The organism is Rathayibacter sp. AC451 (assembly GCF_979253095.1).
This window is the reverse complement of the sequence record NZ_CEEDBD010000001.1, coordinates 3653924-3668918: the sequence shown is the minus strand read 5'-3', so window position 1 is coordinate 3668918 and position 14995 is coordinate 3653924. Positions and strand designations below refer to the sequence as shown.

The window sequence follows — 14995 nt, the reverse complement described above, 5'->3', positions numbered from 1 at the left end:
GCCGCACCGGCGCCGGCGACGGAAGGGGCGCACCTCATGCAGTTCGGAATCTTCTCGGTCAGCGACATCACGACCGACCCCACCACGGGAGCGACGCCGACCGAGTCCGAGAAGATCGCGGCCGCGGTCACGATCGCCAAGAAGGCGGAGGAGGTCGGGCTCGACGTCTACGCGCTCGGCGAGCACCACAACCCGCCGTTCTGGTCCTCCTCGCCCACCACCACGCTCGCGTTCATCGCCGCGCAGACCGAGCGCCTGCTGCTCTCGACCGCGACCACGCTCATCACCACGAACGACCCGGTGAAGATCGCCGAGGACTTCGCGATGCTGCAGCACCTCTCGGGCGGACGCGTCGACCTCATGCTCGGCCGCGGCAACACCGGCCCGGTCTACCCCTGGTTCGGCAAGGACATCCGCCAGGGCATCGAGCTCACGATCGAGAACTACGACCTCCTCCACCGCCTCTGGCGCGAGGACTTCGTCGACTGGCAGGGGCAGTTCCGCACGCCGCTGCAGGGCTTCCAATCGACGCCCCGCCCGCTCGACGGAGTCGCTCCGTTCGTCTGGCACGGCTCCATCCGCTCGCCGCAGATCGCCGAGCAGGCCGCCTACTACGGCGACGGCTTCTTCTCGAACCACATCTTCTGGCCCGCCTCGCATACGCAGAAGATGGTGCAGCTCTACCGCCAGCGCTTCGAGCACTACGGTCACGGCTCCGCCGACCAGGCGATCGTCGGCCTGGGCGGTCAGATCTTCATGGCCCGCAACTCCCAGGACGCGGTGAAGCAGTTCCGGCCCTACTTCGACAACGCGCCGGTCTACGGGCACGGGCCCTCGCTCGAGGACTTCACGGAGCAGACGCCGCTCACCGTCGGCTCTCCGCAGGAGGTCATCGACCGCACACTCGGCTTCCGCGACTACGTCGGCGACTACCAGCGCCAGCTCTTCCTGATGGACCACGCGGGCCTGCCGCTGGCCACCGTCCTCGAGCAGCTCGACCTGCTCGGCGAGATCCTGCCCGTGCTGCGGCACGAGTTCGACTCCCGCCGCCCCGCCCACGTCCCCGAGGCGCCCACCCACGCCTCGCGCGTCGCCGCCCGCGACGCGCAGCCCGTCGCCGTCGGCGCCTGAACGCCGGGACAAGGAGAACCACCATGGACACCCGCAGGATCACCGTCCTCTCGGCCGGCCTCGGCCAGCCGTCCTCCACGCGGCTGCTCGCCGACCGCCTCGCCGACGCGACCGAGCGCGAGCTGAGCCAGCAGGGCTTCGCCGTCGAGCGGAGCGTCGTCGAGCTGCGGGACCTCGCGCACGACGTGACGAACAACCTGCTCACCGGATTCGCGAGTCCGGCCCTGCAGACCGCGCTCGACGCGGTGTCGGGCGCCGACGGCCTGATCGCCGTCACTCCGATCTTCACGACCAGCTACAGCGGACTCTTCAAGTCGTTCGTCGACGTGCTCGACACGGAGGCGCTGCGCGGACTGCCCGTGCTGCTCGCCGCGACGGGAGGATCGCCCCGCCACTCCCTCGCGGTCGACTACGCCATGCGCCCGCTGTTCAGCTACCTGCACGCCTCCCCCTGTCGACCACTGTCTTCGCGGCGACCGACGACTGGGGCGGAGCGAGCGAGGACGGTCGAGCCCTCCCCGGCCGCATCGAGCGGGCCGGTCGCGAACTCGCGGCCGAGGCGGCCCGCGTCTCGCGCACGGTGCGCGACCCGTGGGCGCTCGAGGGGTCCTTCGAGGGGATGCTCGGCCGCGGCTGACCCGGCGGGCGCGACGACGGGTCGCGCCAGCACCGGCCGCCGACCCGGGGGTGACGTATCCTCGCCTCCGGGTCGCCCTGGATCTCCCGACTCCGGCGCCCGCCGGACCCGAGGAGCACCATGACCCGCACCGTTCCCCGCCGCTCGATCGCGACAGCGCTCCGCTGGAGCGCTCCTCTCGCAGCCCTGGCCGCCCCGGCCCCCGCCGCCGCGCCGCAGGAGCTCCTGGGCTACTTCGTCGACGACAGGGCCCACCTCCTCGTGGTCGTCAATCCGACCCGGAGCCGCATCCGCCTCCGCCTCGTGGTGAACCACGTCCGCTTCCCCGAGCCCGCGCTCGCCGCCCCCTACCGGATCGCGGGCGTCGAGGGCCGACTCGGACAGGCCCTCGACCGCGACGTCGTCTCGTACGACCTCGGAGCGGTCCAGGTGCCCGCCCGGGGGTCGTGGGTGGGCACGATCGCGCTGGTGCACGGGCCGCACGGGGCGTCGTTCCTCCCGTCCCCGTCGTCGTTCGGGCACGGGATGCTGCTCACCGCGGACCTCCCGCTCGGCGCGGGAGCGCCCGTCGCCGCCCACGGCCCGACGGTGTCGACGGCGTACCTCTCTTAGGCGTCGTCGCCTCGGCGGCATCGCGGCGGGGTGCGGCCCGCGAAGGCCGCTGAGCGCGCTCCCGACCGAAGTCCTCACCCAGCGGCCGGGCCCGGATCCCTCACGTCCAGGCCGTGCTCAGAGGCGACGTGCTGTCAATCCCCGATCCGGGCCTCCCCCGCGAAAGGGTGCTCGCGGTACCGTCTTCCCAGGCGCCGTTCTGGAGCGCTCAGAACGTGCCGTTCCCTCGGAAGGCGGGCTCCTCATGAGCACCATCGCCGCCAATGCCGCCCAGCAGCGGGTGGCAGGGCGCTACTACCTCATCGAGCGGATCGGCTCGGGCGGGATGGGCTCGGTGTACCGCGCACGGGACGAGACCGTGCAGCGCGACGTCGCCGTGAAGGTGTTCCGCGCGGAGGCCTCGAACCCCGAGGACGTCGCCCGCCAGGAGCGCGAGGTGCGGATGCTCAGCTCGTTCGCGCACCCGGGCATCGTCAACCTCTTCGACGCCGGCCTGCACAACTTCGGCGGGGAGGTCCGCCGCTACGTCGTCATGGAGCTCGTCGCCGACCCCACGATGGAGGCCCGGCTCGAGTCGGGGCCGATGGCGATCGACGAGGTCTCGGCGATCGGCACCCAGCTCGCCGAGGCGCTCGCCTACCTCCACGAGCGCGGCGTGGTGCACCGCGACGTGAAGCCCGCCAACATCCTCGTCAGCGACGTCGGTTCGAGCGGCTACGAGCACACCGCCAAGCTCACCGACTTCGGTGTCGCCCACTTCATGGACGGCTCGCGCCTCACCAGCGACGGCATCGTCATCGGCACGGCCAGCTTCGTCAGCCCCGAGCAGGTCGCGGGCGAGCCGATCAGCGGAGCGAGCGACGTCTTCTCGCTCGGCCTGGTCCTCCTCGAGGCGCTCACCGGTCACCGGGAGTACTCGGGCACCGTCCTCGAGGCGGCGATCGCCCGCCTGCACCGCAGCCCCGCGATCCCCGAGACGCTCCCCGCCGAGTGGCGGACGCTGCTGGCCGAGATGACGCAGCGGGACCCGGCGGGCCGCCCCACGGCCGACGAGGTCGCGCACCGGCTGCGCGGCGGACTGACGCCGACCGCTCCTGCGCAGTCGGTGGACGGGGGCCGGACCGCGAGGATCCGCCGCAGCGTCATCATCGGCTCGAGCGTGGTCGGCGTCGGCGCGGTCGCCGCGCTGTCCTGGATGCTCGGCGTGCTCGCCGGCCGCTGAGACCTCCCGCTGGTCGAGCAGCCGCGCAACGGCGTCTCGAGCGCCGTCACCCTCTGGAAACGGGGATCTCGACACGCCCGCTCCGCGGGCTATTCGATCAGCGGAGGTCTGCAGTCGCGTCTCGAGACCCCCCGTCACCCGGAGAGACTCCGCTCAGGCCTCGCCCGGCAGCGCCTTCCGCAGCACGAGGCGGGTCCAGGCGCCGACGTAGAGGCGGTCGCCCTCCTCGATCTCGCGGCGCTGGCCCGGGGCGATCGGAGTCTGCGGCAGCGCGGCGCCCGCTGCGGCGAGATACGTGCCGTTCGCCGACTGCAGGTCCTCCACCCACCAGCGGTAGCCGTCGGTGCTCAGCTGGCAGTGGCGGCGCGAGACCCCGGAGTCGGTGCCGCAGTCGATCTGCGGCGAGATCCCGCGCGAGACGGAGGGACGCCCGACCAGCAGCGTGCGCTCGCGCAGCACCACGACGGTCGGCGGCCCGGCGGAGGGCATCGGGTCGTCCGCGCGCTGCTCGGCGTACCACTCCGGGTCGATCCAGAGCTCGGCGATCCACGGCTCGTCCTCCGAGGTCTCCGGTGAGAGCGAGGGGGCCGGAGCGGCCTCCGGGATCACCTCGGTCGGCGGGGCCGTGGCGACCGGCACGTCGAAGCCGGCCTCCTGCTCCGGGACGAACTCCGTCGGAGCCTCCTCCGCCGCGCGGGGCGCCGGAGCCTCGCCGAGGTGGGCACCGGGGTCGCCGGCCGCAGTCGCGGAGCCGCCGACCTCGCCGGGCGCGCGCACGGCGCCGGACTCGGTGAACGGGTCGGCCTCGGGCAGCGAACCGGTGGTGAAGTCGTAGCCGCAGTTCTCGCAGAAGAGCGCGCCCGCCTCGTTGGGGTACGAGCAGTTCGGGCAGACGGCGGGCCCGGTCGGGATCGCGGTCGTCGGCGCGGCGGCGCTGGGCCCGGGAGCGGCCGAGGGCGCGGCCTGGATCGGCGCGCCGCAGACGTCGCAGTAGTCGCCGGACGCGGAGGTGTGCCCCTCGGGGCACCGGTAGCTCACTTGCGCACCCGCGTGGTCTTGGTGGACGCCGTGTCGAGCGCCATCTCGTCGAGGCGGGTCACTCCGCGCTTGAGCCGCACGGTGCCCTCGTTCGGGTTGTCGATCTCGACCACCTTGCGCAGCTTCGCGGTGGCCTCGTCGTTGCCGGTGACGGCGGCCAGCTGCACGGCGCGGCCGAGCTTGACCGTGGCCGTCGCGTCGTCGCCGACGGCCTTCGCGGCCAGTCCGTCCTGGATCGCCGATGCGAGCTCGGTCTGCCCGGTGTAGTGCGCGACCGCCGGGTCGATGCGCGCGGTGAGCGCCGAGTCGTCCGTCCAGCGGGCCTTCACGAGCGCCGAGGCGACCACCTCGTCGCGGACGCTCAGCTGCACGCGCGCGGCGAGCTGCTCCGCTCCGACGGGCTTGGACGCGACGCGGACCGCCACGTGGTACTCCCGGGACTCGTCTCCCCAGGCGCCCGTCGGGTACGAGCCGGTCAGCGGGTTCACCGGAGTGCGGCGCGAGCTGAGGTCCTCGAGGTTCGGCGCGACCTGGCGGACGAACAGCAGCTGGGCGCCCTGCGGCGTCCACACGCGCAGCTCGCCGTCGGCGACTCCGCGGCCCATCGACGCCTGCACGATCTGCTCGAAGTCGGCGGCCATGTCGGCCGGGTTCGCGATGAGGCCCACGGTGCCCAGGAGCGCGCTCGCGATCGTACGTGCCTCCTCGACGACCCAGCGGGAGCCGACTCCGCGCACGTCGCACTGGAACATCCCCTGGGCGGCGCGGATGGCGGCGTCGAGCTGCATCCGCGACTCGTGCTCGTTCTTGCCGTCGGTGAGGAGGATCGCGTGGCGCTGCGTCGCCTCCGGGACCGTCGCGAAGAGCTGACGGGCCAGGGTCAGCCAGCTGCCCATCGCGGTGCCGCCGTCGGCCTGGAGGTAGCCGATGGCCTCGCGGGCCGCGGCGCGGGCGCCCGGCTCCATCCGCACCATCGAGACGGAGGCGTTGGGGTAGGGGAACGCGCGGTCGGCGCGCTCGGAGCCCGCGACGACCGCGAAGAAGGTGCCGTCGAGAATCTGGTCGACCGCGACCTGGGCCGCGCGCTTGGCGGCGGCCATGTTCTCGCCGGTCATCGATCCGGAGCAGTCGACGATGATGATCTCGGCGGCCGCTCCGTCGCTGCCGGCCGAGCCGGTGCCGGACGCGGTGACCGTCACGATCGCGTGCACATCCGTGGCGCCGTCCGAGAGGTACTCGTTCTGGAAAACACTCGCGCTGAACTCCGCCATTCCCGCAGTCTATTTCGCGCGTCGCCCCGCGTGCGGCCCCGGCTGCCGCGCTCACAGGCGGCTCCCGCCTCGCGGACGCCGCCGAGGGCCCTCGCAGTCCTGGTGAGCGCGCTCCTGCTGCTCTCCGGCTGCTCCTCGACGACGCCCGGAGGGATCGCCCTCCCTCCCGACGGCGCCCGCTTCGACTACCAGCTGGGCGGCGGATACCCGCCGGCCGAGGGTGTGGAGCTCGTCGTGCGCGACCGCGAGGACGCGTCAGAGCCCGGTCTCTACTCCGTCTGCTACGTCAACGCGTTCCAGACGCAGCCCGGCGAGCGCGAGGACTGGACGGGCGAGCGCGCCGACCTGCTGCTGCGGGACTCCTCCGGCGCGCCCGTCGCCGACCCGGACTGGCCCGACGAGGTGCTGCTGGACGTGTCGACGCCGGCGAAGCGGGAAGCGCTGATGGCGGTCGTCGGGCCGTGGATCGCGGGCTGCGCCGACAGCGGCTTCGACGCGGTCGAGGCCGACAACCTCGACTCCGCGACGCGCTCGCAGGGGCTGCTGAGCGACTCCGACACCGCCGCCTTCGCCGCCGGCCTGATCGAGGAGGCGCACCGGAACGGGCTCGCTCTCGGGCAGAAGAACGCGGCCGAGCGCGCGCCGGAGCTGCGCGGCCTCGGGTTCGACTTCGCCATCACCGAGGAGTGCGAGGCCTTCGACGAGTGCGACGCGTACACCGGCGCCTACGGCGACCGGGTCTACGAGGTGGAGTACACGGACGCCCCGGACTCCGTGTTCGAGCGGGCGTGCGCGGCGCGCGGCGACCGCATCGGGGTGCTGCAGCGCGACCGCGACCTGCTGGTGCCGGGCGAGGACGGGTTCGTCTCGCGGCAGTGCTGAGAGCGGGAGCGCGCGACCGGTAGCATCGAGCGCTCCGACAGGGAGCGGGGCGCATGAGCGAGCGACGACGGGCCTTCACACCGATCGAGCAGCGGATCGACGACGCCGCGAACCGGATCCTCGCCCGCGGCCCCGCCACCGGACCGCGCGCCTCACTGATCGAGTTCCTCGTCTTCGGCGCGAAGCAGGCGTGGGCGTGCGTCTTCGGCGCCGTGCTTCTCGCGGTCCTCCTCGCCGCCCGCCTCTGGTACCCGGACGACGCCGCACTCGCCCGCAACGACCTGCTGACGATCGTCGCCGTGGTGCTGCAGATCGTCCTCGTCGCCACCCGCCTCGAGACGGGGCGCGAGCTGTGGGTGATCGTGCTGTTCCACCTCGTGGGCACCGGCATGGAGCTGTTCAAGACCGACGTGGGCTCGTGGAGCTACGAGGCCGACGGGGTGCTGCGGATCGGCGCGGTGCCGCTGTTCAGCGGGTTCCTCTACGCGTCCGTCGGCTCGTACATGGTGCGGATCCACCGCCTCTTCGACGTGCGCTTCGTCCGCTGGCCGCGGTGGTGGCTGACGGCGGTCGTCGCGCTGCTGATCTACGTGAACTTCTTCAGCCACCACTTCCTGCCGGACGCGCGGTGGCTTCTCCTCGCGGCCGTCGTCCTGCTCTGGGGGCGCAGCGTCATGGTCTACCGCGTCCACCGCGGCGTGCACCGGATGCCGGTGCTCCTCGGATTCGCGCTGGTCGCCCTGTTCATCTGGTTCGCCGAGAACATCGCCACCTACTCGGGCGCCTGGCTCTACCCGGACCAGGTCGACGGCTGGCAGGTCGTCTCGGTGTCGAAGCTCGTGTCGTGGTTCCTGCTGATGATCGTGTCGGTCGTGCTGGTCACCGCGGTGCATCCGCCTCGCGAACCCGACCCCGTCGTCAACCCCGGGCCCTCGGACCGGTCGTCCTGAGAGGCTGAGCCGTGCCCAGTTGGTCCCTCGCCCTCCTCAGCGGCGCGATCGGAGGAGCGACGCTCCTGATCGGCGCCGCGCTCGCCTGGTTCTTCCGCGTCCCGCCGAAGCTGACGGCCGCCGTGTCGGCCTTCGGCGCCGGCGTGCTCATCTCGGCCCTCGCCTACGAGCTGGTCGCCGAGGCCGCCGACGACGGCGGGCTCCTGCCGACCGTCCTCGGCACTCTCGCCGGCGCGATCGTCTTCGTCGGGGCGGATGCGCTGCTCTCGCGAGCGGGCGCCGGGAACCGCAAGTCCTCCTCCGGATCGGGCGGAGGCGGCGGGGCGGCGATCGCGGCCGGGGCGCTGATCGACGGCGTGCCCGAGTCGATCGTCCTCGGGCTCTCGGTCGCGCAGGGCGGGTCCGCCGCCGCCATCAGCGTGCCGATCGTCGCCGCCGTGGCGATCTCGAACCTGCCGGAGGGCCTCTCGTCGACCGCGGGCATGAAGGCCGACGGCCGCTCCGCCCGCTACGTCTTCACCGTCTGGGGCGGCATCGCCGCGGCGTCGGCCGCCGCCGCGCTCGTGGGCTTCCTCGTGTTCGCCACCGCGCCGGGGGCCGTCGTGGCCTTCGTCACCACGGTCGCGGCCGGCGCGATCCTCGCGATGATCTCGAACACGATGATCCCGGAGGCGTTCGACCGCGACAACGTGCTGACGGGGCTGTATGCCGTGCTCGGCTTCGTCACCGCATTCATTCTGCACTCCATCGGATAGCACGCCGCGCGGCGGCGTGCCGCAGTCGGCTACCGCGGACAGTTGCGTTTCGCAGAGCGTCCTGCGTTCGGCGACGGGGATCCGCTGACACGCGGATCCCCGGATACGCCTCGTGGAGTGCGGGTGGTCCGGTGGGTTGCTGGTCGAGCAGTCCGGCAGGGGCGTATCGAGACCCACCACCGCCAGGAGTCGGCGGATCTCGATACGGCCGCTGCGCGGCCTACTCGAGCAGCAGAAGGCGGGCACTCCGCGCGGACCGAGCAGCCCCGCAGCGGACGCCACGCATCACCTTGCTGGTCGAGTAGCACCGCAGGGGCGTATCGAGACCCACCACCGCCAGGAGTCGGTGGATCTCGATACGGCCGCTGCGCGGCCTACTCGATCAGCAGGAGGCGGGCACTCCCTCACGGAACGCGGCTGGCCTACGCCCTTGCCGGTCGAGTAGCACCGCAGGGGCGTGTCGAGACCCGCGTCAGCCGCTGAAGGCGGTCAGGGCGTCGTCGAGGATCGAGAGGCCGCGGGAGACCTCGGCCGGAGTGACGACGGCGGGCGGCACCACGTGGATCCGGTTGTCGGCGGTGAACGGCAGGAGCCCCCGCGACAGCAGATCGCTCTTGAGCCGGCCGACCGAGGCGGCCGCGAGCGGCGCGCGGGTGCCGCGGTCCTCGACGAGCTCGAGGGCCCAGAAGACGCCGGAGCCGCGCACCTCGCCGATCACCTCGTGCTTCGCCTCCAGCGCGGCGAGCCCGGGCGCGAGGTGCTCCGAGCCGATGGTCTTCGCGTTCTCGACGATGCCCTCCTCCTCCATGGCCTCGAGCGTCGCGACGACGCTGGCGGCGGCGAGCGGGTGGCCGGAGTAGGTGAGTCCGCCCGGGAAGACGCGCTCGTCGAAGTGGTGGGCGATCGGATCCGAGATGATCACTCCTCCGATCGGCACGTAGCCCGAGTTGACGCCCTTGGCGAAGGTGATCAGATCGGGCCGCACGTCGAACGCGTCGAAGGCGAACCACTCCCCGTGCGTCCGAAGCCGGCCATGACCTCGTCGAGGATGAGCTGGATGCCGTAGCGGTCGGCGATCGCGCGCACACCCGCGAGGTACCCGGGGGGCGGGGTCAGCACGCCGGCGGTGCCGGGGATCGTCTCGAGCAGGAACGCCGCGATCGACTCAGGGCCCTCGGCCTGCACGACGCGCTCGAGGTGGTGCAGCGCGCGCTCGCACTCCTGCTCGGGGGTCTCGGCCCAGAACTCGCTGCGGTAGAGGTACGGGCCGAAGGCGTGCACGTGACCGCGCGCGTACTCGTTCGGGATGCGGCGCCAGTCGCCGGTCGACACGATCGCCGCTCCGGTGTTGCCGTGGTACGAGCGGTACAGCGAGACGACCTTGTCGCGGCCCGTGAACAGGCGGGCCATGCGGATCGCGTTCTCGTTCGCATCCGCTCCGCCGTTGGTGAAGAAGACCTTCTCGAAGCCCTCGGGCGCGCGATCGGTGATCAGGCGCGCCGCCTCGGCCCGCGTCTCGTTCGCGAAGGCGGGACCGACGGTCGTGAGCACCGCGGCCTGCTCCTGGATGGCGGCGACGACCTTCGGGTGCTGGTAGCCGATGTTGACGTTCACGAGCTGGCTCGAGAAGTCGAGGTAGCGGTTCCCGTCGACGTCCCAGACCTCGGCTCCCAGGCCGCCGGCGATCGGCAGCGGGTTGAGGGCGCCCTGGGCGGACCAGGAGTGGAACACGCGCGAGCGGTCGGCGGCGGTGACCGCGGCGTTGCTGCGGGCGGTGGCGGTCGGAGCGGTCTCGGTGCTCATGGTGTCCTTCCGGAGGCGGCGTCCCTCCATCCTGGCCCTCGACCGCCCGCACCGCCGTAGCGGATCCGTCTATCGGAGACCCCTACGATGGACGGATCGTCGACCCCGGCCTCCCCGCCGGCCACCCTCGGAGGCTGCCGTGCCCGCGACCGTCCGCGACCTGCTCGCCGAGCCGGCGTTCGCCCTCCACGTCCTCGCGGGCGTGCACGACGAGGCGGCACTGGACGCCCCGCTCGTCTGGGCGCACTCCTCCGATCTGGTCGATCCCACTCCCTGGCTCGAATCGGGGCAGCTGCTGCTGACCGACGGCGTGCACTTCGCAGGCGAGCACACGGCCGACTTCTCGGAGGAGTACGTCGCCCGGCTGCGCGGCCGCGGTATCCGAGCGCTCGGCTTCGCGACCGGCATCGTGCACGACGACGTGCCGGCGGCGCTCGTCGCGGCCTGCGAGCGGCAGGGCCTGCCCCTGCTCGAGGTCGCCGAGCTCACGCCGTTCATGGGCATCATCCGCTTCGTCGCCGACGTCATCTCGCGCGAGCAGCGCGAGCGCCTCGAGTGGTCGCTCGAGGCGCAGCGCCGCGTCGCCCGGGCGGCTCTGCGCCCCGACGGGCTGGCCGCGATCCTCTCGGAGCTCGAGCGGCAGCTCGGCTGCTGGGTCGCCCTCTACGACGCGGTGGGCCAGCGCGTGCAGGTGCCGACCCGGCTCGACGTGCCCCGAGAGGCGGAGCGCTCGGTCGCGGACGCCGTGCGGCACACGCTCTCGCGCGGCAGCCGGGCGGGGCTGCGCCTGGACGACGGCGGCGGCGTGACCCTGCAGACGCTGGGGCGGCGCGACCACCTGCGGGGCGTGCTCGCGGTGGGCACCGGCACTCCGCTCGATCCGGCGGGGAACGACCTGGTCGCCAGCGTGATCGCGCTGGCGAGCATCGCCCTGGAGCAGCGGCGGGCGCTCGACACCTCGCGCCGCCAGCTGCGCTCCGGGCTCCTCGAGCTGCTCGCCTCCGGAGCGTTCGAGGTCGCCGCGCGCACCGCCCGGCAGCTGTGGGGCACGCTGCCCGCCGAGCCGCTCCGCGTGAGCGTGCTCGCGGAGCCGGTGCACGGCGACTCGCTGCTCGACGAGCTCGAGGTGGTCGCCGAGGAGAACGGCGCGCGCCTGTTCTTCGCCGAGCGCGAGGGGGCGCTCGTGCTCGTCACGGGGGCCGACGATCTCGCCGTCATCAGCGACGTGCTCGCGCGGCACGGAGCCGCCGCCGGGTCGTCGGCTCCGACCGACTGGGCGTCTCTCGAGGGGGCGCTGGTCGAGGCGCGCCGTGCGGCCGACCGCTCCTCGCCCCAGCGGCCGCTGCTGCGCTTCGAGGACGTCGCGGCGCAGGGCATGCTCGGACTGCTGACCGCGTCCGGGGCGGAGCCGCTCGCCCGCCGCCTGCTCGCCCCGCTGCTGACCCCGGAGGGCGCGGTGCTCCTCGAGACCGCCCGCGTGTGGCTCCGCCGCAACGGCGCGTGGGAGCCGGCCGCCCGCGAGCTCGGCGTCCACCGGCACACCCTGCGCAATCGCATCACCGCCGTCGAGCGCGCGCTCGGCGTCGACCTCGACGACGTCAGCGCGCGCAGCGAGCTCTGGCTCGCCCTCTCCGTGCTGCGCTAAGGACTCGCGTCCCTGGCGACCTCGGTCTCGATACGCCGCAGCGCGGCCACTCGACCAGCAAGGGGCGACCGAGCGCAACCGGCGATCCGCGTGTCAGCGGATCGCCGTGCGCGGACGCAGGACGCTCTGCGGAACGCTGCCCACTGCCCGGCCGACCGCGGGCGATCGACGACGCAGGAGGAGAGAGCTTGAGAACACCGCGGCGATCCGCGTTCCAGCGGATCGTCGTGCGCGGACGCGAGACGCTCTCTGCAACGCAACCGCCCGCCCTGCCGACCGCGGCCGATCGACGAGCGCAGCGAGGAGAGAGGCTCAGGAATGCTGCGGGAAGCCGAGGTTGATGCCGCCGTGCGAGGGGTCCAGCCAGCGCGACGTGATCGCCTTCTGCTGCGTGAAGAAACGCACGCCCTCCGCACCGTGGGCCTTGGTGTCGCCGAACAGCGACGACTTCCAGCCGCCGAACGAGAACGTCGCCACCGGCACCGGGATCGGCACGTTGATGCCGATCATCCCGACCTCGACCTCGTTCTGGAAGCGGCGGGCCGCTCCTCCGTCGTTCGTGAAGATCGCCGTGCCGTTGCCGAAGGCTCCGGCGTTGATCAGCGCCACACCCTCCTCGTACGACTGCACGCGCACGATCGACAGCACCGGACCGAAGATCTCCTCGGTGTACGCGCGCGACGTGGTCGGCACCCTGTCGAGCAGGGTCGGGCCGAGCCAGAACCCGTTCGCGTCGCCGTCGACCTCGATGCCGCGGCCGTCCACGACCACCTCGGCACCGTCCTCCTCCGCGATCGCGATGTAGGAGGCGACCTTGTCGCGGTGCTGCTCCGTCACGAGGGGCCCCATGTCGCAGCCGCGGCGCCCGTCGCCGATGCGGAGCTGCGACGCCCGCTCCTGGATCTTGCCGATCAGCTCGTCCGCCACCGGTTCGACCGCGACCACGACCGAGATCGCCATGCACCGCTCCCCCGCCGAGCCGAAGCCCGCGTTGATCGCGGAGTCGGCCACCAGATCCAGATCGGCGTCCGGAAGCACCAGCATGTGGTTCTTCGCTCCGCCGAGCGCTTGAACGCGCTTGCCGTGCTTGGTGCCGGTCTCGTACACGTACTGCGCGATCGGAGTGGATCCCACGAACGAGATCGAGCGCACGTCCGGGTGCTCCAGCAGTCCGTCGACCGCGACCTTGTCGCCGTTGAGCACGGTGTAGACACCGTCGGGCAGACCGGCCTCCTTCCAGAGGGCGCCGAGCCAGATCGCCGCCGACGGGTCCTTCTCGGACGGCTTCACGACGACCGTGTTGCCCGCCGCGATCGCGATCGGGAAGAACCACATCGGCACCATCGCCGGGAAGTTGAACGGCGATATGATGCCGACGACGCCCAGCGGCTGCTTGGTCGAGTACACGTCGACGCCGGTCGACACCTGCTCCGAGTACTCGCCCTTCAAGTGGTGAGCCAGGGTCGTGGCGAATTCGACGACCTCCTGGCCGCGGGTGATCTCGCCCATCGCGTCGGACACGACCTTGCCGTGCTCGGACGTGATGATCTCGGCCAGCTCGCCCTTCTTCGACTCCAGCAGCTCGCGGAAGCGGAAGAGGATCTGCTGACGCTTGGCGAGCGACGTGTCGCGCCAGGCGGGGAAGGCAGCCTTGGCGGAGGCGACGGCCGCATCGATCTCGGCGGCGTCGGCGAGCGCCACCTCGCGGGCCACGACTCCGAGCGCCGGGTCGTAGACGGGGGCGGTCCGACCGGACGAGGACGCCGACGGCGCCCCGTCGATCCAGTGGCCGACGATGGACAGCGCGGTGCGGGACTCGGCGAGGCTCATGGGGTCGAGCGTAGAGAGCACTCGGGCCGTCGGAGTGACGGATTCGTCCACCGCGGTTCCGCGCCGCTGGACGGACCCGCTACTCCCCCGGCACCTCGAAGCGCGCCAGAGCCGCCGTGATGTTGTCGTGCCCGCCCTGCTCGTTGGCCCACGCGACGAGCGCCTCGGCCAGCGTCACCGGGTCGCTGCCGACCCGCTGCTGCGCCTCGTGCAGCACGGCGGCGAGGTCCTCGGCGAACGAGGCGTAGTTCCACAGCCCGTCCGAGCAGGCGAGCACCCAGCCCGCCTCCTCGAGCACCGTCGTCGAGAGCCGCGGCTCCTCGTCGTGCGCGTCGGCGCCGAGCCAGCGGGTGATGGCGTGCGCGTCCTTCGACGTCTCGGCCTCGGCGCGGCTCATCCCCGACGCGATCTGCTCCTGCGCCCACGAGTCGTCCACGGTGAGCTGCCGCGGTTTCCCGGCGTCCGGGATCCAGTAGCAGCGGCTGTCGCCGACATTGCCGGTGACCAGCAGCGATCCCTCGAGGATCGCGGCCGTGAAGGTGCAGGACGGCGGATTGTCGCGCTTCTCGGGCACGGCGGCGTCGATCGCTCCGGAGGCGCGCGCCGTCGCCATCTGCAGCAGGGCGCCCCAGCGCTCGGCCCCGCGGGCGCCGCCGCCGACCTCGGCCTGCAGGGCGCTCAGGGCGGCGCGGGCCGCGGCGAGCGAGGCGGTGTCGGAGTCGGGGGTCGACGAGACGCCGTCGCAGACGACGAGGAGCGCCGTGCTCAGCGCGCCGTCCTCGGCCGCGACCGCTCCGATCGCCAGGGCGTCCTCGTTGGCCGGGTGCCGGATCCCGCGGTCGCAGACGCCTCCGACGAGCGGATGCGGCGCCTCGGCCCAGTGCTCGCGCTCGGTCGGCGCGCGCTGTCCGCACTGCTCGCAGTAGCCGTCGGCGGCGACGGCTCCCCCGCAGTACACGCACGCGCGGGTCGCCTCGACGGCGGTCGGCGGCGCGGTCGGAGCGGCCGTCACGATCAGCGTCGCTCCGCACGCCTCGCAGAACGCGTCGCCGGTCGTGACCGGCTCACCGCAGACGGGGCACGGGGTGGACAACGCAGGGGTGTCTTCGGCGGGGGTGTCGGTCGGAGTGCTGCCGGTCGGAGCCTCCTCGACGGTCTGAGCCGCGTCCGGGACCGGAGTCCCCTCTTCGGTCGGTGACGCGTCGGGGATCCGGCCCAC

Annotated in this window: 11 protein-coding genes and 2 pseudogenes; 8 read left to right on the top strand and 5 right to left on the bottom strand. The window is 72.7% G+C overall.

The window, feature by feature from the left end; genetic code table 11:
* The first annotated feature begins 36 nt into the window (after positions 1-36).
* From AC0CID_RS17565 to AC0CID_RS17550, 4 genes and pseudogenes are all read left to right on the top strand, one after another.
* Complete coding sequence (locus tag AC0CID_RS17565; RefSeq protein ID WP_465227826.1) at positions 37-1131, top strand: LLM class flavin-dependent oxidoreductase; 1095 nt, start codon at positions 37-39, stop codon at positions 1129-1131.
* A gap of 23 nt (positions 1132-1154) precedes the next feature.
* Positions 1155-1768: pseudogene (locus tag AC0CID_RS17560) on the top strand (FMN reductase).
* Positions 1769-1888: 120 nt separating this feature from the next.
* Positions 1889-2380, top strand: a complete 492-nt coding sequence (locus AC0CID_RS17555; protein WP_465227825.1) for a hypothetical protein — start codon at positions 1889-1891, stop codon at positions 2378-2380.
* Positions 2381-2624: 244 nt separating this feature from the next.
* Positions 2625-3602 (top strand): serine/threonine-protein kinase, encoded by a 978-nt coding sequence (locus AC0CID_RS17550; protein WP_465227824.1) that lies wholly within the window; start codon positions 2625-2627, stop codon positions 3600-3602.
* A gap of 153 nt (positions 3603-3755) precedes the next feature.
* On the opposite strand, the gene AC0CID_RS17545 is transcribed toward AC0CID_RS17550, so the two are convergent.
* The gene (locus AC0CID_RS17545; RefSeq protein ID WP_465227823.1) at positions 3756-4640 is read right to left on the bottom strand and encodes an FHA domain-containing protein; all 885 of its coding nucleotides are present in this window, start codon (positions 4638-4640) and stop codon (positions 3756-3758) included.
* Positions 4637-5911, bottom strand: a complete 1275-nt coding sequence (locus AC0CID_RS17540) for a VWA domain-containing protein (RefSeq protein ID WP_207405095.1) — start codon at positions 5909-5911, stop codon at positions 4637-4639. Before AC0CID_RS17540 ends, AC0CID_RS17545 begins: the two co-directional genes overlap by 4 nt.
* Before the next feature lie 102 nt (positions 5912-6013).
* On the opposite strand from AC0CID_RS17540, the gene AC0CID_RS17535 reads away from it, so the two are divergent.
* The 3 genes from AC0CID_RS17535 to AC0CID_RS17525 are packed head-to-tail and all read left to right on the top strand — an operon-like array spanning position 6014 to position 8498.
* Positions 6014-6793: an endo alpha-1,4 polygalactosaminidase gene (locus tag AC0CID_RS17535; RefSeq protein WP_465227822.1), complete on the top strand. Its 780-nt coding sequence runs from the start codon at positions 6014-6016 to the stop codon at positions 6791-6793.
* Between the two features lie 53 nt (positions 6794-6846).
* Positions 6847-7743: a DUF817 domain-containing protein gene (locus AC0CID_RS17530; RefSeq protein ID WP_465227821.1), complete on the top strand. Its 897-nt coding sequence runs from the start codon at positions 6847-6849 to the stop codon at positions 7741-7743.
* Positions 7744-7754: 11 nt separating this feature from the next.
* Positions 7755-8498, top strand: coding sequence for a ZIP family metal transporter (locus tag AC0CID_RS17525; RefSeq protein WP_465227820.1), 744 nt, complete (start codon positions 7755-7757; stop codon positions 8496-8498).
* Between the two features lie 472 nt (positions 8499-8970).
* Here AC0CID_RS17525 and AC0CID_RS17520 read toward each other — a convergent pair.
* A pseudogene (locus AC0CID_RS17520) lies at positions 8971-10301 on the bottom strand (aminotransferase class III-fold pyridoxal phosphate-dependent enzyme).
* 139 nt (positions 10302-10440) lie between these two features.
* Between AC0CID_RS17520 and AC0CID_RS17515 the strand changes: the two are divergent.
* Entirely contained in the window at positions 10441-11946 is a 1506-nt protein-coding gene (locus tag AC0CID_RS17515; RefSeq protein WP_465227819.1) for a PucR family transcriptional regulator, read from the top strand.
* Between the two features lie 312 nt (positions 11947-12258).
* Here AC0CID_RS17515 and AC0CID_RS17510 read toward each other — a convergent pair whose 3' ends face one another.
* Positions 12259-13776 (bottom strand): CoA-acylating methylmalonate-semialdehyde dehydrogenase, encoded by a 1518-nt coding sequence (locus AC0CID_RS17510; protein ID WP_278250048.1) that lies wholly within the window; start codon positions 13774-13776, stop codon positions 12259-12261.
* 79 nt (positions 13777-13855) lie between these two features.
* The gene (locus AC0CID_RS17505) at positions 13856-14995 is read right to left on the bottom strand and encodes a PP2C family serine/threonine-protein phosphatase (protein ID WP_465227818.1); all 1140 of its coding nucleotides are present in this window, start codon (positions 14993-14995) and stop codon (positions 13856-13858) included.